Here is a 20,415-nt window from a genome sequence, read left to right as displayed (position 1 = left end):
GAACGGACCAAATGGGGGACATTCATGGTCGAGCTTCAGCCACTCTCATCCGACATCTGGGACAAGAAGTACCGCCTCAAGCACCCGGACGGCTCTCCGGTCGACGAAACACTGGAGGACACGTGGGACCGGGTGGCCCACACCCTGGCAAAAGTCGAACCAAAGAAGACGGCTTACTGGAAGAAGGAATTCCGGCGCGCGCTGGACGATTTCCGCTTTCTCCCCGCCGGGCGCATCCTGTCGGGCGCCGGCACCGGGCGCAACGTGACCCTGTTCAACTGCTTCGTCATGGGCACCATTCCCGACAGCCTCGAGGGCATTTTCGACATGGTCAAGGAAGCAGCCCTCACCATGCAGCAGGGCGGCGGGATCGGGTACGACTTCTCGACCATTCGGCCGAAGGGAACACCTGTCGCCGGCGTCGCCGCCGATGCCAGCGGCCCCCTGAGCTTCATGGATGTCTGGGACGCCATGTGCCGGACCATCATGAGTGCCGGAACCCGGCGCGGCGCCATGATGGGAGTGATGCGCGATGACCACCCGGACATCCTGTCCTTCATTGATGCCAAGAAGGATGGCAGCCGGCTGCGCATGTTCAACCTGTCAGTGCTGGTCAGCGACGCGTTGATCAAGGCCATCGACGCCGATGCCGAATGGCCGCTGCATTTCGCGGGCAAGGTGTACGACACCATTCAGGCGCGCGAGCTGTGGGACGCGATCATGCAAGCGACCTACCAGTACGCCGAGCCGGGCGTCATCTTCATCGACCGGGTCAACGAGACGAACAACCTGGCCTGGCTGGAGACCATCGCGGCGACCAATCCCTGCGGTGAACAGCCCCTGCCGCCCTACGGCGCCTGCCTGCTGGGCTCCATCAATCTGAGCCGTTTCGTGCAGAACCCTTTCAGTGACAGCGCGCGGCTCGACCTGGACGCGATGCGGGACTGCGTGGCGACCGCGGTCCGGATGATGGACAATGTCATCGATGCCAGCAACTTCCCCCTCGACAAGCAGAAGCAGGAGGCGTTGAGCAAGCGCCGACTGGGCCTGGGCATCACGGGTCTGGCTGATGCCCTCGTCATGTGTGGCCTGCGTTACGGGTCGGGGCCTGCGGTCGAGGAGACCGATCGCTGGCTCGCCGCGCTCACCAATTCCGCCTATCGCACCAGCGCCCTGCTGGCGAAGGAGAAAGGAGCCTTCCCGCTCTACGACGCCGGTCACTTCCTCCGCGCCCCGATGATCGAGGCCCTTGACCAGGATGTCCGTGAGCTGATCGCCGAGCACGGCATCCGCAACAGCCACCTGACGTCGATCGCGCCGACCGGCACGATCTCGCTCTTTGCCAACAATACCAGCGGCGGCGTCGAGCCGGTATTCGGCTATACGTTCGACCGCAAGGTCCTCCAGACCGACGGCTCGCATGTCGTGGAGGAGATCCACGACTATGCCTATCTCGTGTTTCGCTCCCTGCATGGCGAGGAGGCAGGGCTGCCGGAGTGTTTCGTCGAGGCCGACGGTCTCTCACCGCGCGAACACGTGGTCATGCAGGCGACCGCCCAGAAATGGGTGGACAGCTCCATAAGCAAGACGATCAACCTGTCTCGCGACATCTCCTTCGAGGCCTTCAAGGACGTCTACCGCATGGCCTACGACATGGGCTGCAAGGGGTGCACGACCTACCGCCCCAACGACACCACCGGGTCGGTCCTGTCCAAGAAGGACGGCGCGCAAGCCGCAAGCCCCGCCGCCGCCGACCCGGCCGAAATGGCCGTCGGGCATGAGCACGTACCACGGCCGGAGACCTTGCCGGGCCAGACCTACAAACTGCGCTGGCCGCACAGCGAGCACGCGATCTACGTCACCATCAACGACATCATCGAGGAGACACCGGAGGACGCGGGGGCCGGGGTCCACAGGCGGCGACCGTTCGAGATCTTCGTCAATTCCAAGAACATGGAGCATTACGCCTGGACGCTGGCCCTGACGCGGATGATCTCGGCCGTGTTCCGCCGCGGCGGCAATGTCATGTTCGTGGCCGAAGAACTCAAGGCGGTCTTCGATCCCCAGGGCGGCGCCTTCGTCGGCGGCAGCTACGCGCCCAGCCTCCTCGCGGTGATCGGCCGCGTCATCGAGCGGCACCTGACTACCCTCAAGTCCGGAGATGCTCCCGTCGACATCCTCGCGGACGATCAGCGCGACGCCGGCATGACAGCGAAGCTGGAACCGGTGCCCGCGCCCCCTCGCGGAGCAATGTGCCCGAAATGCCACCAGCCTTCGATCGTGCGTATGGAAAGCTGCAATACCTGCACCAGCTGCGGCTATTCGAAGTGCAGTTGAGCGGCGATAGCCTGCTCGCCGGTCAGCGCATCGCGCGCGGGCTGGCCGCCTTGCGGCGGGTCGACAGCAGGTCGGCGATCAGGATCCCGGACCAGCGTACAAAACCGCCCGGCCTGGCGGCACCGCGTCGACGGCGGGAGACAGGCGCTGGCATCCGGTGGAGGGAAAAGTGGCGGTGAGGGTGGGATTCGAACCCACGAGACGGTTACCCGCCTACACGCGTTCCAGGCGTGCGCCTTCGACCACTCGGCCACCTCACCGCAGGAGGCGCGGACTATACGCATCCGGACGGCTTGGACAAGTCTTCTATCAGCAGTGCGCCGGGCAGCTGCAGCGGCCTGCTGTCGCGGGCCTCCAGCGCGCTCTGGCATTCCGCCGTGGATCGCCTATCTAGGAAGTCCATGCCCAATAGCGGAGCCTCTCGCATGACGCCGACTCGCTTTTCCGACCTGCCCGACGCCCTGCCCGGCCGGTCCACTCCCATCGCCACCGCCGACCAACACTTTGTCACCGGACGCGACATCGATATTGCGGTGCCGGACGGGTTCGCGGAGATCCATTTCGGCATGGGCTGTTTCTGGGGCGCCGAGCGCCTGTTCTGGGAGACCGACGGCGTCTGGCACACGGCGGTTGGCTATGCCGGTGGCACCACGCCCAACCCGTCCTATGAGGAAGTGTGTTCCGGCCGCACCGGCCACGCCGAAGTGGTGCGGGTGGTCTACGACCCGCAGGCCCTGCCGGTAGAGGATTTGCTGAAGCGGTTCTGGGAAGGGCATGACCCGACCCAGGGCCTGCGCCAGGGCAATGATGTCGGCAGCCAGTACCGCTCGGTCGTGTACACCACCAGTGCCGAGCAGGCCGAGGCGGCCAAGGCCAGCCTGACCGCCTTCCAGAAGGCCCTCAGCGAAGCCGGGCGCGGCGCGATCACCACGGAAATCGCTGCGGCGGGTCCGTTCTATTATGCCGAGCCCTATCACCAGCAATACCTGGCCAAGAATCCGGACGGCTATTGCGGCATCGGCGGAACCGGGGTTGTCTGTCCGATTGGGATCGGGGTGAACGCCTGACAGGCCTGCGCGGCCGCGGTGTTTGGCCCTCCAGGTGACAGCAAGGCCGCGAGGGACAATGGCATATTATCCGAGCCTGGATGAGGGCGATCACCTGGAAGCGCTGTGGCGGCGTTTTCCGCGCGGCGTCGCCCCGTTGCTCGACCTGCACGATGCCCTGTTGCGGGCACCGGGCGATCTGGCCATCGCCGACCGTGAACTGATCGCGGCCTATGTCTCCGGTCTCAATGCCTGCCGCTTCTGCTACGGCGCCCACCGCACCATGGCCGAGGCCTTTGGCCATGCGCCGGACTTCGTCGAGACGCTGGTCAGTGACGGCCCGCAAGCCGCCGGCGTGGAGCCGCGCCTGGTGCCGCTTCTGGCCTATGTGCGCCAGCTCACCGAGGCACCGGCGCGGGTCACGGCCGCCGACACCGAGGCGGTGCTGGCGGCCGGATGGAGTGAGGACGCCCTGTACCTGGCCAGCCAGATTACCGCCCTCTACGCTTTCATGAACCGGATTCTTGATGGCGCCGGCATAGAGCCGAAGGCCCTGTTCGAGGCTCCGGACGCTGAGGAACTCGAGGCCCGGCGCAACGGCACCTATGTCGAATGGGGCCGGCAGGCGGGGCTGGTCCCGTGAGCCGGCTGATCGCACTGGACGTCGACTCCACCCTGCTGCGGGTGGAGAGCCTCGACGGGGCGATTGCCGCGGCGCTGGGCAACCGGCCGGACGCGGCACAGGTGCGAACACAACTCGAGGCGATCACCTCGGCCGGGATGTCAGGGCGCATGGCGCTGCGCGACAGCCTGGAGCAGCGTCTGCGCCTGGCGGCGCTGGACACCGACCTGGTGGCCGCCCAGGCGGAGCGGCTCAGGCACCAGGTGACGCCGGGCATGCGGCCCCTGCTGGCCAAGCTGCGGGCGCGTGGCGATCGGCTGATGGCGATCTCTGGCGGCTTCCATGACCTCATCGACCCGGCGCTGGCCGAACTGGGCTTCGATCGCGGCGATGTCCACGCCAATGATTTCACCTGGGCGGACGGGCGGGTGACCGGCCTGCTCACCGACAACCCGCTGTCGCGCAATGGCGGCAAGGCCGAGATCATGGACGCGGTCGCGACGGGCAGCGATGAAAGCATCCTGGTCGGCGATGGCATGACCGATTTCGAGGCCTTCGAGAACGGCGCAGTGGACCGTTTCATAGGCTTCGGCGCCATTGCCAAGCGCGAGATCCTGGTCGCCGCCTGCGAATATGCCGGCTGCGAATATGTGCGCAGCACCGCGGCCCTGGCCAAGGCGCTCGGCGTCTAGCTGGCGAGCCGGGCGCGGATCGAGCCTTCCAGGCTGCTGACCCGCTGGAGGAAGTCGTCCGGCAGCGCGCCTTCGAGATCGGAAATGACATAGCCGAGCTCGCCGCGTGTCTCGAGGTGCTGGGCGGCGATATTGGCCCCGCTGGCGCTGACCGCCTCGTTGAGCCGGCCGAGGAAGCCGGGGGCATTGGCGTGAAAGCTCATCAGGCGGTGACGGCCCGGTCGCACCGGGCCGGCATCGATCTCCGGCACGTTGACCGCGCCCTTGGTCGAGCCTTGCGACAGGAAGCGCACCAGCTTGCCGGCCACGTCCTCGCCGATGGCGGCCTGGGCCTCCAGGGTCGAGCCGCCGATATGCGGGGTCAGGATGACATTGGCGCATTGTTGCAGCGGCGAAACGAAGGCCTCGTCCTTCGAGGCGGGCTCCTTCGGGAACACGTCGACGGCGGCGCCCGACAGGTGGCCGCGCTGCAGCGCATCGGCCAGCGCGTCGACATCGACGAGGTCGCCGCGGGCCTGGTTGATCAGGATGGCGCCCGGCTTCATGCGGCCGAGGGCGGCGGCATCGATCATGCCGCGCGTCTGCTCGGTCGACGGCACGTGCAGGGTCACCGCGTCCGACAGGGCCAACAATTCGTCGAGGGAGCCGCAGGAGCGGGCATTGCCGTGCGCCAGCTTGGGTTCGGTGTCGTAGAAATAGACGTGCATGCCGAGGCCACTGGCCAGCACGGAAAGCTGGGAACCGATATTGCCGTAACCGACAATGCCGAGCTTCTTGCCGCGCACCTCATGGCTGCCGGTGGCCGATTTCTGCCACTCGCCGCGCATCGCCGCCATCGAGCGCATCGGGATGCCGCGCATCAGCATGATCACCGAGGCGAGGGTCAGCTCGGCGACGGAGCGGGTATTGCCGAACGGACCGTTGAACACCGGAATGCCGCGCCCGGCGGCATGGTCGAGATCGACCTGGTTGGTGCCGATGCAGAAACAGCCCAGCGCCGCCAGGTCCGGCGCCGCGTCGAAGGCAGCGGCGTCCATCCGGGTGCGCGAGCGGATGCCGGCAAGCCGGGCCGGGCCGAGGGCCCGGTGCAGGTCCGCGACCGGGAGCGCTGCGGCGTGACGCTCGATGTCCAGGCCCGCGGCGTCCAGGATCGGGTCCGCCAGGGCATGGATGTTCTCGAACAGGACAATCGTGTCGGTCATGCAGCGCGCCTCCCCTGAAACCAGCTCATGGTGCACCGCAGCACAAACCGCCGCACCCTGTCCAGCGCCAATCAGCGCTGTCGCATGGCGCCAGACGTCCTATTCCGCGTTCAGGCCCCGGACCGCAGCCAGCGTCTGGTCGACGTGCTCATAGGGGCTCATTTCCGACCACACGAACGCGATCTCGCTGTCCTGGTTAATCACGTAGGAGGTCCGGTTGGTCCATCCGGGACGCATCAGCAGGCGCACGTCGTAATCACCCGCCATGCCGTCGGCCACGGCGAAAACCGGGAAGGCGGAGGCGCAGTGCTGGGTCGAGAAGTCGGCCAAGCGGTCGGTATTGCCGGCGGTCACGCCGATAACCTGGGCGCCCTCGGCCTCGAAGCTGTCGATCGCTTCGGCGAAGCTGGCGGCCTGGGCCTCGCAGCCGGAAGTGAAGGCGCCGGGGAAGAAGAACATCACCACGGGCCCGGCGGCGAGCGCCTCGGACAGGGTGAAATCAACCGGCTCGCCGGCCTGGAAGCCGGACACGGTGAAGTCGGGCGCGGTGGCGCCGACTTCCAATTCGGCGATCGCCGGTGCAGTCAGGGCCGCGGCGGCGGCGAGAGAAACGAAGAACTGGCGCATGTCATCCCCTGGGCTGTGACGCTCTGGCCCTCAAGATGGGGCGAAACCCGCCGCAGGCAAGGGCCTAGTCGTCATCCATCTTGAGGGCGGCGATGAAGGCTTCCTGCGGGATCTCCACCTTGCCGAACTGGCGCATCTTCTTCTTGCCGGCCTTCTGCTTGTCCAGGAGCTTGCGTTTCCGGGAGGCGTCGCCGCCATAACACTTGGCGGTCACGTCCTTGCGCAGGGCGGACAGGGTCTCGCGGGCGATGATGCGGCCGCCCAGCGCGGCCTGGATCGGGATCTTGAACATGTGCCGCGGGATCAGGTCCTTGAGCTTCTCGCACATGGACCGGCCGCGCATGTCGGCGCGCGCCTTGTGGACGACCATGGACAGGGCATCGACCGGCTCGTCATTGACCAGGATCGACATCTTCACGAGGTCGCCCTCGCGGTCCTCGATCCACTGGTAGTCGAAGGAGGCATAGCCCTTGGTGACCGACTTGAGGCGGTCGTAGAAGTCGAACACGACCTCGTTGAGCGGCAGCTCGTAGACGACGAGGGCGCGATTGCCGGCATAGGTCAGTTCGACCTGCATGCCGCGCCGATCCTGGCACAGCTTGAGCACGCCACCGAGATACTCGTCGGGCACCAGGATGGTCGCCTTGATCCACGGCTCGGCGATCGACTCGATCTTGACCGGGTCGGGCATGTCGGCCGGATTGTGCAGGTCGATCTCGCTGCCGTCGGTCATCTTGATGCGGTAGACCACGGACGGTGCCGTGGTGATCAGCTCGATATTGTACTCGCGCTCGAGGCGCTCGCGGATCACTTCCAGGTGCAGCAGGCCGAGGAAGCCGCAGCGGAAGCCGAAGCCGAGCGCCGCCGAGGTCTCCATCTCGTAGGAGAAGGAGGCGTCATTGAGGGCCAGCTTCTCGATGGCATCGCGCAGATCCTCGAACTCGGCGCTGTCGACCGGGAAGAGGCCGCAGAACACCACCGGCTGGGCCGGCTTGTAGCCGGTCAGGGCCTTGTCGGCCGGGCGCTTGTCATCGGTCACGGTGTCGCCGACGCGGGCGTCGCGCACCTGCTTGATCGAGGCGTTGAGATAGCCGATCTCGCCCGGGCCGAGACTGTCGATGGCTTCCTTCTTGGGCCGGAACACGCCGACACCGTCGACCGGATAGGCCGCGCCGGTGCCCATCAGGCGCACTTTCATGCCCTTCTTCAGCGTGCCGTCGATGACCCGCACCAAACAGATCACGCCGAGATAGGGGTCATACCAGCTGTCCACCAGCATCGCCTTGAGCGGGGCGTCGGGATCCCCGGCGGCGGGCGGCGGCAGGCGCTTGACGATGGCTTCCAGCACATCCGGCACACCGAGGCCGGTCTTGGCGGAAATCTCCACCGCCTCGGAGGCGTCGATGCCGATCACGTCCTCGATCTGCTCGCGCACGCGGTCCGGCTCGGCGGCCGGCAGATCGACCTTGTTGAGCACCGGGACGATCTCGTGATTGACCTCGATGGCCTGGTAGACATTGGCCAGGGTCTGGGCCTCGACGCCCTGCGAGGCGTCGACGACGAGGAGCGAGCCCTCGCAGGCGGCCAGGGAGCGGTTGACCTCATAGGCGAAGTCAACGTGACCGGGCGTGTCGATCAGGTTGAGCACATAGGTCTCGCCATCGGCCGCCTTGTAGTCGAGACGCACGGTCTGGGCCTTGATGGTGATGCCGCGCTCGCGCTCCAGGTCCATGCTGTCGAGGACCTGCTCCTTCATCTCGCGCTGGGTCAGCCCGCCGGTGACCTGGATCAGGCGGTCGGCCAGGGTGGATTTGCCGTGGTCGATATGGGCCACGATGGAGAAATTGCGGATGCGGGACGGATCTGTGCTCATGGTGCGGGCACGTAGCATCGACACGGGTTTCGGCCAAGCGGGATCGGCTGTTGCTGCATGATGTATGCACGCTCTCCTGCGGGTCGCACGCCGAAGCTCGCCATGGCGGCCATCGCCTGGCGCTACGGGAGGGAACGGGGCGGCGGGACGAACCTGCCGAAATTTCTAAACAAAGGGTCCATCACGCCTCCCCGTTCGCGGAGATTTGGGCCAGGCCTCGCGGCACCGGATTCCAGACCGGTCGGTAGGGGCGATCCATGATTAGTGTCGCCGCGACTTCCCGGTAGCCCCGCCAGCGTTCCGGCCGGTCAGACCGGCACCCGGACGGGCTCCGCCCGCTCCACGACCACAGATGACCAGGCCTGTGCCTCCCGTGCCGTGAAGCCGGGGGTATTTTCCTACGCGCCAGAGGGGGTGGGGATGAAAACCGGCGGAAAAAAGAGATAACCTCTGATTTCATTGCGGAAACCGCCACGGACAGTCGCTGAGAGTGCGGAGAAAAAAATTTTATGACCGCGTGAGCCTCCCTCTCCCTGGGGAGAGGGATCGAGGGAGAGGGGGGCAGCGAGGTCTGTCCGGAGAGTGTTTTCGTGTGGCGGGGCTCTCCGGAGAGAGCGGTGTCTCCCCCCGCCTCCGCCCCTTCGGGGCACCTCCTCCCCGGGGAGGAGGGGTGACGGCGCTCGGCCCGGTGCAGGTCCTCCCCCTTGATGGGGGAGGTGGATCGCCGCGTCAGCGGCGAGACGGAGGGGGTGGGAGCCGGGTGTTCGACAGGTCCAGCACCGGGATTCACCCCTTCCGCCCCGCATGCGCGGGGCACCTTCCCCATCAAGGGGAAGGACCTCGTCCGGTGTGTCCGCTCCCCCGCGTGCGGGGGAGCTGGCGGCGCCAGCCCGCCTAAGGGGGGCGTGTATGACGCTGACTCACCCCCTCCCCCATCCCCCGGCGCAAGGCCGGGGTCGGGACCTTCCCCGCTTCGCAGGCGAGGGGAAGCGCGCGCGTTACTCGCCTGCCGCGAGGGTGGTGAGTTTGGGTTTGCCGAGCCAGTAGGCGGGCAGGCCGGCGGCGAGGAGGACGAGGCCCCAGGCCAGGACTTCGAGGCCGGATCCGAGAATGGCGAAGACCGAATAGGCGCCGGCGAGCAGGGCGATGGCGGCCCAGCCGCGGGCCGAGCGCCAGGAGTGGCGCAGTTCGGCCAGGGCGCTGACGAGGAGCGGCACCAGAAGGCAGACGGTCGACATCATCAGGAGGAAGGTGAAGGCGCCGACCAGCCCGCGCGAATAATTGGCGACCAGGAGGAGAGAGCCGAGGACCAGCGACAGAACGAGCGAGAACTGCGGTGCACCACCGGCATTGCGGCGGCCGAAAACGGGTGGGGCCAGCCGGTCGAGGGCCACGGCCATGGGCAATTGCCCGGACAGGAAGATGATGCCGTTGAGGGCGCCGGCGGTCGAGATCATGGCCCCGGCCGCGACCAGGCCCGGCCCCCAGCCGCCGAGCACGCGCGCGGCGTCGGAAAACGGCGAGGTGGACACGGCGAGGTCGGCGGCCGGCACCACCAGCATGACCGCCGCGGTCGCCGCGATATAGACGAAGGCGACGGTGATGGTGCCGATCACGGTGGCGCGCGGCACGGTGCGGGCGGCGTCGCGGACGTCGCCGGCCGGGATGGTCCCGGCCTCGAGGCCGGCAAAGGCCCACATGGTCAGCAGCGCCGTGGTGGCCAGCACGCCGAGCCAGCTGGCGCCGCCCGGATTGACCTCCGGCAGGTTGGCGATGTCGCCGGTGAACAGGCCGATGCCGATGATGATGAAGATCGGGATCAGCTTGAGAATGGTCATCACCAGCTGCACGAAGCTGGCGTCGCGCACGCCGTGGATGGAGACCAGGCCAAGCCCCCAGATCAGTGCCAGGCCGCACCCGGCCTGGGCCATGACCGACGCCTCCAGGGCGGGGATGAAGACGGTGAGATAGCCGACGAAGGCGATGGCGACGGCGGGAATGGCGACCCAGTAGGAGGCCCACATGCCCCAGGCCACGAGAAAGCCGACCAGGTCGCCGAAGGCATCGTGGGCGAAGGCGATGGGACCGCCGGTCCGGGTGGTGCGGTGGGCCAGGCGGCCGAGCACGAGGGCGAGGAGGACAGATCCGCCGGCGGTGACCAGCCAGCCGGAAAAGCCCATCAGGCCGTAGGGAGCGAGGATGGCGGGCAGCATGAAGATACCCGAGCCGATCATCACGCCGACGGTCAGCGACCAGCAGCCCCAAAAGCCGATCGCGCTGTGCGTCGGCGTGGTCTCGTCGGTCTTGCTCATGCTGTCCCCCCGGAGTGAAAGTCTAGGCGCCCTCGCCATAGGCGTCGCGCAACAGATTGTGCCAATGCCAGACCCCGGCCTCCTGGTGCGGCGACAGGCGCCCCGGCCGGTATGACCCTGATGCAAGGCCCTTCTGGACATGTTCGCAGATCAGGCGGTCTTCCTCCTGGACGCGGTCGGAAAAGGCATCGTCTGCCGCGGCCCGCCCGGCGGCGCCGTCGGCATAGTAGAAATCGAACTCCACGCGGCAGGCGTCCGGGCCGTTGGCCAGCACGCGGTTGGTCTGCATGCGGCCGGGCAGGATGTTGAGCATGGTGTTGGGGTAGATGAAGACATACAGAGCCTCACCGGCCGCATAGGCATCGCTTTCCGCCTCGATCGGCGAGCGCTGCAGCGACCAGAAGCGGTTCAGCTCGGTCTTGTACTCCGGATAGGACACCACCTGGGTGAGATCGGGATGCACGAAGGGCAGGTGATAGCCCTCCAGATAGTTGTCGACATAGACCTTCCAGTTGCACGCGACGTCATAGCTACGGCTGTGGTGATGGGCCAGGCCTGACAGGTGGGCGGGGTCGGCAATGGCGTCGAGGCCGTCCAGGGTCTCGGCCAGCGCCGGGCCGGGCCGCGTGCGGGCGAAGGCAAGGCCGCCCCACAGCTCCACCTCGATGCGCTCGAGGGCGATGTCGCGGTGATCAAAACCGTCGGCGTCCTGCATTTCCGGCGCCGTGCGCAATTGCCCGTCCAGGTCATAGGCCCAGCCATGATAGGCGCAGCGCAGGCGCTTCGCGCCGCGGCCGTCACACAGGGCCAGCGGGCCGGCGCGATGGCGGCAGATATTGAGGAAGCCGTTGATGCAGCCGGCATCATTGCGAACCAGCAGGACGGGCACGCCGCCGATCTCGCGCACCACATGGTCGCCCGGCTGTGCCAGCGCGCTGGCCGGGGCCACCACCTGCCAGCCGCGGGCGAGGATGTCACGCTGGTCGAATTCGAGCGCGCCGGCGCCGACATAGCGCGCCGGATCGAGGGCCCGCGCCTGTTTGAGCGGGCGTTTGGGGTCGGCAGATCCGGTGGCGGGCGCGCGGGCAAGATCGTCCATGCGGCGACGCTAGACCCGGCCGCCGGTCCTGCCAATGAAAAAGGCCGACGGGGTGCCCCGCCGGCCTTGATCGCTCGAGGGAACGGCCGGTCCTATTCGCCGCCCTCCTCCGTCTCGGTGTCGCTTTCGCCGGTGACCGGGAAGCCGCGATCCCGCATCAGGGCGGAGACGTCGGCGTCGCGACCGCGGAAATTCCGGTAGGCCTCGGCCGGGTCGATCGAGTTCATCGGCGCGAACAGGTTGAGCACCATGCGCTCGGCGACTTCGCTGTCATAGAAGCCGTCCGGCGCCTCGGCGAAGGCCTCGGCGGCGTCGGAGGTCAGCACGTCGGCCCACATGTAGCCGTAATAGCCGGCCGAATAGCCCTCGCCGGAGAAGATGTGGCCGAAATGCGGGGTGCGGTGACGCATCACGATCTCGTCCGGCATGCCCAGCGCGTCGAGCGTTTCGCGCTCGAAGGTGTCGGGGTCGCCGATCTCTTCCGGCGGCGTGGTGTGCAGCTTCATGTCGACCAGGGCCGAGGCCAGGTATTCGCCGGTGGCGAAGCCCTGGTTGAAGTTCTCGGCGGCGCGGATGCGCTCGACCAGCTCGGCCGGGATCGGCTCGCCGGTCTCGACGTGAACCAGGTAGTTCTCGATCATCGGCTCGGTCAGGACCCAGCGCTCCAGCAGCTGCGACTGGAATTCGGTGTAGTCGCGCACGCCACTGTTGAGGCTCGGATAGTCGACCTGCGAGGACAGGTAGTGCAGGGCGTGGCCGAACTCGTGGAAGAAGGTCGTGGCGTCGTCCCAGCTGACCAGGACAGGCTCGCCCGGAGCCCCCTCGATGAAGTTGGAATTATTGGTGGCCAGGACGTTTTCCTCGCCATTGATGGTGGTGTGCGAGCGGAAGGAATTGGCCCAGGCGCCCGAGCGCTTGCCCTGGCGGGCGAAGGGATCGAGATACCACAGGCCGACATTGTCGCCGCTGGTCCGGTCGGTGACTTCCCAGACCTTGACCGAGGGATGCCAGACCGAGACCTCGCCTTCCGGCAGCGGCCGGAAATCGAAGCCGAACAGCTCGCCGGCGACGTAGAACATGCCTTCGCGCAGGTTGTCGAGCTGCAGGTATTGCTTCACCTCGTCACTGTCGAGGTCATAGCGGTCCTGACGCACCTTCTCGGCGTAGTAACGGTAGTCCCAGGGCTCGATGGTGATGTCGTCGCCGCGCGCGTCGGCCAGGGCCTGCATGTCGGCGACTTCCTCGTCGATGCGGGCGATGGCGGCTTCCCACACGCCTTCCATCAGTTCCATGGCGCGTTCCGGCGTGCCGGCCATGCGGTTCTCCAGGCGCCACTGGGCGTAATTGTCATAGCCCAGCAGCTCGACCCGCTCGTCGCGGAGTTCGAGGATTTCCATGATGATGGCGTTGTTGTCGTAGTCGTCGCCATTGTCGCCGCGGTCGTAATAGGTGCGCCAGACCTGCTCGCGCAGATCGCGCTCGTCGGAGAAGGTCAGGAAGGGGTCCATCGAGGAGCGCGTATTGGTGATCGCGTACTCGCCGGCACGGTCGCGCGACGCGGCGGCGCTAGCAGCCGCCTCGACGAAGCTTTCCGGCAGGCCGGAGAGCTGGTCCTCGCTGATATAGGTGACGTAGTTCTCCTCGTCGTGCAGGACGTTGTTGGAGAATTGCGTGTGCAGCTCGGCGAGGCGCTGGTTGATCTCGGCATAGCGCTCGGCCGCCTCGCCTTCCAGCGTGGCGCCGTTGCGGGCGAAATTGTCGTAGGTCAGCTGGACAAGGCGCTGCTGCTCCGGGCTCAGGCTGGCCATCTCGTCGCCTTCGTAGACGGCGCGGACGCGGGCGAACAGCTCGGGATTCTGGGTGATCTCGGAGAAGAAGGCGGACAGGCGCGGCGCCATCTCGGACTCGATCTCGCGGAATTCCGGCGTCGACATGTTGGACGACCAGATGCCCCAGTAGGAGAACACGCGGCCAAGCGGCTCGCCGGCGCGTTCCATGGCGACGATGGTGTTCTCAAAGGTCGGCGCCTCCTCAGTGGCGACGATGGCGTCGATCTCGGCGAGATTGGCGGCCATGCCGGCTTCCAGGGCCGGGACGAGATCGTCGAGCGAGGCGGTGTCGAAATTCGGCACGCCGCCATAGGGGCCGGTCCATTCGGCGAGCAGCGGATTGCTCTCCATGGCCGCCTGGATGTCGGCTTCGGCCATGTAGAACTCGGAACGCTCTTCAGTGGCGGTGTCGGTCATCTCGACCTCCGTGGCGTCCGTGGCGGCGGCGTCGTCAGCCTCGTCGGACGGTGAACAGGCGGCCGCGAACAGCGCCGTGGCGCTGGCGGAAATCATCAGGAAATTGCGCATATGATAGCTCCCCATAGGCATTTGCGCCCAACCTATCGATTGTGCGCTCCCTTCCAAAATGAAGTTTTCACCATCTTGTTCCCCCTGCCGTGCAGTGGGTCCGGCGCGGGCCTGCTTGATCGGGCGTGCCGGCCACCCCAGAGTGGACGCGGGAGACCGGAGGGGCGGCATGAAAAGGTGGATCCTGGCAGTCCTTGCGGGCCTGGTAGCGGTGCTGGTCTGGCGCGCGGTGACCGGCGCGGGCGACGTCGCGGTGGACCCGCGACTGCGCCTGGCGGAGCCGGTGCGGGTGAGCGGAGACGGGCCTTTCCTGGTGGCCATCCAGCCATGGATGAGCGAGCGGCATTACCAGAGCCCGGCCCATCTGATGGGGCACCTGGACCGCTATATGGCAACGGCGCTGAACGCCGGAGCACTGGTGCCGGGATCGGTTGTGGTTTTTCCCGAGCATATCGGGACCTGGCTGGTGGCGACCGGCGCACCGCGGCGCAGTTTCACAGCCCGGACGAGCAGCGAAGCGATGGCCTGGCTGGCGGCGGCGTCGCCGGTCCGCTTCGCGACGGCCTGGCTGGCCTCGTCGGAGCGGGACCGCATGGCCGCGGCCCTGTTCCGCATGGAGGCAGACGTCATGGCCCGCGACTACCAGGCGGTGTTTTCCGCCCTGGCGGAGCGCTATCGCGTGACCGTGGTGGCGGGATCGATCGTGCTGCCGGAGCCGCGCGTGGAGAACGGCGTGCTGCAGGCCGGCGACGGGCCACTCTACAATGTCTCGGCGGTCTTCCACGCCGACGGGCGCATTGATGACCAGCTGGTTCGCAAGGTCCACCCCATCCCCAGCGAGGCCGGGTTCACGGCCGCTGCGACCGTCGCGGACCTGCCCGTGTTCGACACCCCGGCCGGGCGGCTCGGGGTATTGGTGTGCGCCGACAGCTGGCACCCGGATGTCTATCAACGCCTGGCGGCAGGTGGGGCCGAACTCGTGGCGGTACCGGCCTTCCTGCAGGCGGACGAGGTGTGGGACGCGCCCTGGGCGGGGTATGTCACGGGCTGGCCGCAGGACGTTTCGCCGGATGTGGCGGGACAGATCAGCGAAGGGGAAGCCTGGCGGCGCCATGCGCTGGGCGGGCGACTGGCGAGCAGCGGGGCGCGGCACGGGGCGACCGCCTTCCTGCGCGGGTCCTTGTGGGAGATGGGCTCTGACGGCGGCAATATACTGGTCGACCGGAAGCGGAGCTGGCAGGCGGGTCAGCCGTACGGGGCCGCCATCAGCGTGCTGGCGCTGTCGAACTCCTGATCATCCCAGGCGGCGACCAGCGCCTCGGCCTCCTCCGGCCGGCCGGCGGCGATCAGCGGCAGGATGTGCGCCTCGGCGGCGTCGATCTTGTTGCGCAGGTCGAAACGGGTCAGCGGATTGTTGGCCAGCACCCGGTCGCGCGCCGCGCCTTCGGACCAGAGATCCTCGCGCATCACGCTCCAGCCCGGGGACAGGTCGACCGGGCGCAGCAGGGAGACGCAGGGGGTCGGCGTGCCGGTGACGGCGATGCGCGGGGCCTGGCCGCGCTCGAGACGGACGATCAGCGTGTTGGTGGTGTGGCTGGGCCGCAGCCGGCGGGCGAGGCCTCGGCGACCGGCGTGCAGGCAGAGATCACGGTTTGACCCGCCGACGAAGCCGTCGCCGCGGGCATGCATGCGCAGCAGCTCGGCGATCGAGGCAAAGTCGGCGCCCTCGCGCTGCAGCGCTGCCAGGCCTGCGCGCGACCAGGCAAGGCGGTGGCGGGCGGCGCCGATCCACGGGTGAAGCCGGGTTTCCAAGTGAGCGAAACCGGCCTCCGGCGCGCCCTCCGAGGCCATATCGACCGGGCCGTCGAGCGTGTAGGTGTTGGACAGGGCGGCGCTGTCGCGCACTGAGCGGACCAGCCAGTCGCGGCCGCAGGTTTCCAGCACGAAGGCGGAGTCGGCGTCGGCCACGAGGTAGGAATTGTCGTAGCGGAAGGACTTGTTGCGGTGGCCCGCCGGACCGCCCTGCCCGTGCGTTTCGAGGAGTCCGGTGATGGTGGCGGTGGCGGCTTCGGCGCTGGCAGCGCGTTCCAGTGCAAGACGGACCAGGTCCATGCCCAGGAGGGCGGCGCCGCGGCGCAGGACTCGCTTTGAGAACACCGCCTCATTGCCGATCGCCACACCGGCATCGTTGACGCCCATCTCGGCGCCCCACATCCAGTCGGGACGACACAGCAGCACACCATGGCGGTCGGGCACCTGGTCGATCTCGACATGGGTGCAGGCGAGGCGCGAAGTGCTGTCGCCACTCACCGCCGGATGGAATTCGACGCGCTGGACCTCGCCGGGTTCGCGGTCGGAATTCTTGGCCAGCCACGCACCGCCAGGGTCGCGCAGGACGAGGGTGTCACACATCAGGCTGTCTCCAGGGCTTGTCGTATCTCGGCGACGGCGCGGTCGGCCGCTTCCAGGGCACCGTCAAAATAGCCGTAATACCGGCGCGCAGTCTCGGTGCCGGCCATGTGCACAGGCCCCATTGGCTGGCGCAGGACCGGTCCGAAGCGGGTCCACACGCCGGGCGGCATGAGGGCGGCATAGCAACCGCGCGACCAGTCCTCGGCAGTCCAGTCCTGGTCGACATAGTCGATCGGCTCCCGAGCCGCATCACCGAAATAGGCAGCCAGGGAGTCAAGCACGGCCGCGCGGCGCTCGGCCGGCGGGCGGGCCGACCAGGCCCGGGCATGATCCCCCTCGATGAAGGCCAGAAGCAGGCCGGCGTCCTTGCCGGCCTCGCTGTTGTCAAAGGTGACGCGAACCGGGAGGTCGGTGCCGACGGCCTGGCCGGCGAGCCCCTGCCGGCGCCAGAACGGGGTCTCGTACTGGACCACGCACTTGATGCAGGCGCCCGGCGCCATGCGCATCCACAGGCCGGCGCGGTCAGCCGGCAGTTCCGGGTCGAACCGGATGCGCAGGGCCTGGTTCGGCGGCAGGGCGAGAATGGCGCGGCGGGCGCTGACCACGCCGTGATCGGTGACCGCCTCGACCCGGCCCTCGCCCCAGCGCAGGGTGCGCACTGGCGCGCCGAGCGTGACGCGGTCGCCGAGCGCGCCCGCGAGGTGTTCGGCGAGTCCGGCCATATTGCCGTGCACGCGGTCCTGCTGGGCCCCGCCGGTGGTCGCCAGCAGATTGTCGAGCGAAGTTCCGGCGCGGGCGTAGAACAGGGCATGCAGCAAGGAGAGCTCATGCGGCTCGGCGGCGAAGACGGCGCCGATGCCAACGGCAAACATGGCCTCGGCCCGGCGTGACAGGGCGTGCTTGCGCATCCACTCGGCGAGAGTCTGGCGGTCCCACTCCGCCGCTCGGGAATGGGCCCAGGGCGCTGCCGGGTCGATCTGGGAGGCGAGGCTTTCAAAGCGCCGCATCATCCAGTGGAGATTGACCAGCACGTGTGGCGGCAAGGCCGGAATGGTGCCCCGATAGCGGCGCAGCCGGTTGCCGGAGCGGATCAGCCGGTCGCCATGATCCCACAGCGGATAGGTGGCAAAACCATTCTCGGCCAGCAGGGCATAAAGCCGGTCCTGGCCGGGGCCGACCCACTGGCCGCCGACGTCGACGCTGTCGCCATTGGCAAAGGTGTGGGCCATGGCGCGGCCGCCGACCCGGTCGCGGGCTTCCAGAACGCGCACATCATAATCCGCCGACAGGCGCTCTGCGGCGTGCAGCCCGGACAGGCCGGCTCCAATGACCACGACATCACACTGATCAATCCTGCTGGCTGTCACGCTACCCCCGCATCCACCGGTCTGCCGCTGTCTCGCCGCAATCGGTTGTGCTAATCCATCCCGACACTATCGAACACGAAGCCGAGGAGTGCGTCCATGCGTGTTGCCCTGCCCGCCCTGATCATCCTGTCGCTCGCCCTCGCCGGCTGCGCCTCCCGGGCCCAGCCCGAGTATGGCCAGCCGAGCCGGTATTCCAGCTCGGTCGACGGCTATACCCAGGAAGAAGTGGCCGACGCGGTGGCCGATTTCTTCGGAGTTACCGCGGAAGCCGCCGCCAGCGCCACGGAACGGGTCTTCGCCGACCTGGGACGTCCTGTGGGCTATATCGCCGGCGAGGAAGTGGCCGGGGCCGCCGGCGTCGGCCTGCGTTATGGTGAAGGCTGGCTGACCATGAAATCCGGTGAGCGCGAGAAGGTGTACTGGCGCGGGCCGTCCCTGGGGTTCGATGCCGGCGGCAATGCCAGCCGGGTCTTCGTGCTGGTCTATAACCTGCGTGACACGGACCGCCTCTTCCAGCGTTTCCCCGGCGTCGAGGGCAGCGCCTATTTCGTGGCCGGAATGGGCGTGAACTACCAGCGCGCCGATGACATCACCCTGGCCCCGATGCGCTCGGGCGTGGGCCTGCGGGCCGGGGCCAATATCGGCTATCTGGCCTATTCCCGCGAACGTTCCTGGATTCCGTTCTGATGCAGATCCGCGCCGCCGACGAGGACGACCATGACGGCATCGACCGGCTGCTGAAGGCGGCCTTCCCCGGGCCGACCGAAGCCCGGCTGGTGACCAGTTTGCGCGCCGCCGACGCAGACACGCTGGAACTGGTGGCGGACTCCGACGGGCAGATTGTCGGTGAGGTGATGATTTCGCCGGTGAGTGCCGTCTCGGCCTTCATCACCATCCGGCACGGGCTCGGCCTGGGGCCACTGGCCGTGCTCCCCGATTACCGCGGGCGCGGCATTGGCAGCGCTCTGGTCGAGGCGGCGCTGGACTATCTGCGACCGCTCGGGGCACCGTGGTGCGTCCTGGTCGGCGAGCCGGATTTCTACGCGCGCTTCGGCTTCGAGCCGGCCTCGGCGCACGAGTGGAGCTGGTCGGCCGATCCGGACGGCAAGGCGGGCGACGCCTTCCAGGTGGTCCGGCTGCAAGCAGCGGCCGACCTGACAGGGCCGGCACAGGTGCATTACCACCCCGCTTTCGAGGTCGCGGAAGACGAAGCCGCAGGCCACTGAACCGGCGCACCGGGCCGGAAATTGGTGTCAGGTTCGTCTGCGGGTATACTCACGGCATGACCCATCCAGCGATCACAGCCCTGGCCGTCGCCTCCACATGCGTTGCAGCGCCTGCGCCGGGCGCCCTGTCGATGCCGCAGGAAGCCGCAGAGCAGGCGCCCGTGACAAGCCTCGACGGGCTGGTGGTGCCGGGTCGCATCCGGGCCCAAGGAGTGGCCGGGCTGCTCAGTGTCGCCGGGACGCTGTCCTTCCGAGAGGGACATCTGGTCTGGACAGCACGAGGAGAGACGGAATCCGGCCCCTACCTGCTGTCCGAAAGCGGCGGCACGGTCGCCTTCGCCAGTGACTACCGGATCGCGAACAATGAACGGGTGCAGTGGGCCGGCACCTCGGACGGGCGCAGCGTCGCCGATGTCCGGGTGGTATGGACGCGCACACCGGGCGACTGGGTGCACGATCTCCTGCTGCCTGAACAGGTCACCCTGACCTTTACGCCGGACGGCTAGGGCAGCGCGCAGATCGTGCGCGTGACGGCTCAGTGATGGCCGTCATGGTAGGAGCTGTCATGCCCTTCATCGGTTGAGAACACGGAGCCCAGCAGGTCGTCCTCATTGCGGGCGCGACGATGGCCATGGCTGTCGCGGCGGTGGCGGTAGTCGGTATCGTAATAGCGATGCCCGGGGCCGTAGTGCGGGCGGGCATAGCCATGGGCCGGGCCGGCGCAATCGTCGCACACCAGGGCGATGCGTTCGCGGATCACGGCGAGATCGCCGGACAGGGCGTGGAAGCGGTCCTGGCCGTCGCGCCACATGGCCGCCGAGTCACGACAGGCCGCCTCGTTGAAACGGTTTTCCTCCAGGCAGCGATTCCACGTCCGGCAGGACGAGGTGGCAAACCGGTAGGAAGCGTCGAGATCGGTCTCGAAGGCCGCGATCAGCTCCTGGGTCTCGGTATCGGCGACACGCGAATACGGATCCGGGTGGGCGCCCAGGGCGACGCGGTAGCGATGGGCCTCGTCGAGCATGGCAAGGCGCTGTTCGGCCAGGGTGTCGACGGCACACATCCGGACCGCCGGTGACACGGTATCGAGCGGGGGCGGCGGCACGTAGGGCCCGTGGGCGACCGGCGGATAATGGGTAGTGGCGCAGGCCCCGAGCAGAAGGCTTGGTGCCAGGACGGCGAGCAGGCCGCCACGGGTCTTGGGATTGCGCTTCGTCATCACATCATTCCTCTCTGGCCGGCC

General features: G+C 67.7%; 17 protein-coding genes and 1 tRNA gene. 8 read left to right on the top strand and 10 right to left on the bottom strand.

Translation table 11 applies throughout. From position 1 onward, the window contains the following. Positions 1-24: 24 nt before the first annotated feature. Positions 25-2,337: an adenosylcobalamin-dependent ribonucleoside-diphosphate reductase gene (locus ACXYMR_RS06010; RefSeq protein ID WP_458941855.1), complete on the top strand. Its 2,313-nt coding sequence runs from the start codon at positions 25-27 to the stop codon at positions 2,335-2,337. Between the two features lie 170 nt (positions 2,338-2,507). Here ACXYMR_RS06010 and ACXYMR_RS06005 read toward each other — a convergent pair. After that, a tRNA-Ser gene (locus ACXYMR_RS06005) sits at positions 2,508-2,597 on the bottom strand. A 165-nt stretch (positions 2,598-2,762) separates the two neighbouring features. Here ACXYMR_RS06005 and msrA point away from each other — a divergent pair. The 3 genes from msrA to ACXYMR_RS05990 are packed head-to-tail and all read left to right on the top strand — an operon-like array spanning position 2,763 to position 4,697. Beyond that, positions 2,763-3,404 (top strand): peptide-methionine (S)-S-oxide reductase MsrA, encoded by a 642-nt coding sequence (gene msrA, locus ACXYMR_RS06000; protein WP_458941854.1) that lies wholly within the window; start codon positions 2,763-2,765, stop codon positions 3,402-3,404. Positions 3,405-3,462: 58 nt separating this feature from the next. Further along, the gene (locus tag ACXYMR_RS05995; RefSeq protein WP_458941853.1) at positions 3,463-4,026 is read left to right on the top strand and encodes a carboxymuconolactone decarboxylase family protein; all 564 of its coding nucleotides are present in this window, start codon (positions 3,463-3,465) and stop codon (positions 4,024-4,026) included. After that, on the top strand, positions 4,023-4,697 hold the full coding sequence (locus tag ACXYMR_RS05990) for an HAD family hydrolase (protein ID WP_458941852.1): 675 nt from the start codon (positions 4,023-4,025) through the stop codon (positions 4,695-4,697). The genes ACXYMR_RS05995 and ACXYMR_RS05990 overlap by 4 nt, the downstream gene beginning before the upstream one ends. Here the strand turns inward: ACXYMR_RS05990 and serA are convergent. The 6 genes from serA to ACXYMR_RS05960 form a co-directional block, all read right to left on the bottom strand. Further along, a complete protein-coding gene (serA, locus tag ACXYMR_RS05985; protein WP_458941851.1) occupies positions 4,694-5,899 on the bottom strand; it encodes a phosphoglycerate dehydrogenase in 1,206 nt (401 codons plus the stop codon). The genes ACXYMR_RS05990 and serA overlap by 4 nt on opposite strands. Before the next feature lie 99 nt (positions 5,900-5,998). Further along, positions 5,999-6,526 (bottom strand): peroxiredoxin, encoded by a 528-nt coding sequence (locus ACXYMR_RS05980; protein WP_458941850.1) that lies wholly within the window; start codon positions 6,524-6,526, stop codon positions 5,999-6,001. Positions 6,527-6,590: 64 nt separating this feature from the next. Continuing rightward, positions 6,591-8,399, bottom strand: coding sequence for a translation elongation factor 4 (gene lepA / locus ACXYMR_RS05975; RefSeq protein ID WP_458941849.1), 1,809 nt, complete (start codon positions 8,397-8,399; stop codon positions 6,591-6,593). Positions 8,400-9,397: 998 nt separating this feature from the next. After that, positions 9,398-10,711 carry an APC family permease gene (locus tag ACXYMR_RS05970; protein ID WP_458941848.1) on the bottom strand — a complete coding sequence of 438 codons (1,314 nt, stop codon included), beginning with the start codon at positions 10,709-10,711 and terminating at the stop codon, positions 9,398-9,400. Between the two features lie 22 nt (positions 10,712-10,733). Continuing rightward, entirely contained in the window at positions 10,734-11,810 is a 1,077-nt protein-coding gene (locus tag ACXYMR_RS05965; RefSeq protein ID WP_458941847.1) for an aromatic ring-hydroxylating oxygenase subunit alpha, read from the bottom strand. A gap of 92 nt (positions 11,811-11,902) precedes the next feature. Continuing rightward, positions 11,903-14,017, bottom strand: coding sequence for a M3 family metallopeptidase (locus ACXYMR_RS05960; protein WP_458941931.1), 2,115 nt, complete (start codon positions 14,015-14,017; stop codon positions 11,903-11,905). A gap of 319 nt (positions 14,018-14,336) precedes the next feature. Between ACXYMR_RS05960 and ACXYMR_RS05955 the strand changes: the two genes are divergently transcribed. Further along, complete coding sequence (locus ACXYMR_RS05955; protein WP_458941846.1) at positions 14,337-15,461, top strand: nitrilase-related carbon-nitrogen hydrolase; 1,125 nt, start codon at positions 14,337-14,339, stop codon at positions 15,459-15,461. Here the strand turns inward: ACXYMR_RS05955 and ACXYMR_RS05950 are convergent. Beyond that, on the bottom strand, positions 15,413-16,579 hold the full coding sequence (locus ACXYMR_RS05950; RefSeq protein WP_458941845.1) for a C69 family dipeptidase: 1,167 nt from the start codon (positions 16,577-16,579) through the stop codon (positions 15,413-15,415). The two genes, ACXYMR_RS05955 and ACXYMR_RS05950, sit on opposite strands and share 49 nt — an antisense overlap. Continuing rightward, positions 16,579-17,946, bottom strand: a complete 1,368-nt coding sequence (locus tag ACXYMR_RS05945) for a flavin monoamine oxidase family protein (RefSeq protein WP_458941844.1) — start codon at positions 17,944-17,946, stop codon at positions 16,579-16,581. Before ACXYMR_RS05945 ends, ACXYMR_RS05950 begins: the two co-directional genes overlap by 1 nt. A gap of 96 nt (positions 17,947-18,042) precedes the next feature. On the opposite strand from ACXYMR_RS05945, the gene ACXYMR_RS05940 reads away from it, so the two are divergent. Genes ACXYMR_RS05940 through ACXYMR_RS05930 form a run of 3 tightly spaced genes read left to right on the top strand, consistent with a single transcriptional unit; the run spans position 18,043 to position 19,678 of the window. Beyond that, positions 18,043-18,633: a DUF1134 domain-containing protein gene (locus ACXYMR_RS05940; RefSeq protein ID WP_458941843.1), complete on the top strand. Its 591-nt coding sequence runs from the start codon at positions 18,043-18,045 to the stop codon at positions 18,631-18,633. Next, positions 18,633-19,172, top strand: coding sequence for a GNAT family N-acetyltransferase (locus tag ACXYMR_RS05935; RefSeq protein ID WP_458941842.1), 540 nt, complete (start codon positions 18,633-18,635; stop codon positions 19,170-19,172). Before ACXYMR_RS05940 ends, ACXYMR_RS05935 begins: the two co-directional genes overlap by 1 nt. Before the next feature lie 56 nt (positions 19,173-19,228). Continuing rightward, a complete protein-coding gene (locus tag ACXYMR_RS05930; RefSeq protein WP_458941841.1) occupies positions 19,229-19,678 on the top strand; it encodes a hypothetical protein in 450 nt (149 codons plus the stop codon). A 29-nt stretch (positions 19,679-19,707) separates the two neighbouring features. On the opposite strand, the gene ACXYMR_RS05925 is transcribed toward ACXYMR_RS05930, so the two are convergent. Continuing rightward, positions 19,708-20,391, bottom strand: coding sequence for a hypothetical protein (locus ACXYMR_RS05925; RefSeq protein WP_458941840.1), 684 nt, complete (start codon positions 20,389-20,391; stop codon positions 19,708-19,710). Between the last annotated feature and the right edge of the window lie 24 nt (positions 20,392-20,415).

This window comes from Maricaulis sp. CAU 1757, assembly GCF_054482675.1.
The sequence above is the reverse complement of the archived record's forward strand: the minus strand, read 5'-3'. Positions and strand labels throughout refer to the sequence as shown.

Coding starts and splice junctions, on each gene's coding strand:
- ACXYMR_RS06010 (WP_458941855.1), top strand. CDS start 25: ATGGTCGAGCTTCAGCCACTCTCATCCGACATCTGGGACAAGAAGTAC.
- msrA (WP_458941854.1), top strand. CDS start 2,763: ATGACGCCGACTCGCTTTTCCGACCTGCCCGACGCCCTGCCCGGCCGG.
- ACXYMR_RS05995 (WP_458941853.1), top strand. CDS start 3,463: ATGGCATATTATCCGAGCCTGGATGAGGGCGATCACCTGGAAGCGCTG.
- serA (WP_458941851.1), bottom strand. CDS start 5,899: ATGACCGACACGATTGTCCTGTTCGAGAACATCCATGCCCTGGCGGAC.
- ACXYMR_RS05980 (WP_458941850.1), bottom strand. CDS start 6,526: ATGCGCCAGTTCTTCGTTTCTCTCGCCGCCGCCGCGGCCCTGACTGCA.
- lepA (WP_458941849.1), bottom strand. CDS start 8,399: ATGAGCACAGATCCGTCCCGCATCCGCAATTTCTCCATCGTGGCCCAT.
- ACXYMR_RS05970 (WP_458941848.1), bottom strand. CDS start 10,711: ATGAGCAAGACCGACGAGACCACGCCGACGCACAGCGCGATCGGCTTT.
- ACXYMR_RS05965 (WP_458941847.1), bottom strand. CDS start 11,810: ATGGACGATCTTGCCCGCGCGCCCGCCACCGGATCTGCCGACCCCAAA.
- ACXYMR_RS05960 (WP_458941931.1), bottom strand. CDS start 14,017: ATGGCCGAAGCCGACATCCAGGCGGCCATGGAGAGCAATCCGCTGCTC.
- ACXYMR_RS05955 (WP_458941846.1), top strand. CDS start 14,337: ATGAAAAGGTGGATCCTGGCAGTCCTTGCGGGCCTGGTAGCGGTGCTG.
- ACXYMR_RS05950 (WP_458941845.1), bottom strand. CDS start 16,579: ATGTGTGACACCCTCGTCCTGCGCGACCCTGGCGGTGCGTGGCTGGCC.
- ACXYMR_RS05940 (WP_458941843.1), top strand. CDS start 18,043: ATGCGTGTTGCCCTGCCCGCCCTGATCATCCTGTCGCTCGCCCTCGCC.
- ACXYMR_RS05935 (WP_458941842.1), top strand. CDS start 18,633: ATGCAGATCCGCGCCGCCGACGAGGACGACCATGACGGCATCGACCGG.
- ACXYMR_RS05930 (WP_458941841.1), top strand. CDS start 19,229: ATGACCCATCCAGCGATCACAGCCCTGGCCGTCGCCTCCACATGCGTT.
- ACXYMR_RS05925 (WP_458941840.1), bottom strand. CDS start 20,391: ATGACGAAGCGCAATCCCAAGACCCGTGGCGGCCTGCTCGCCGTCCTG.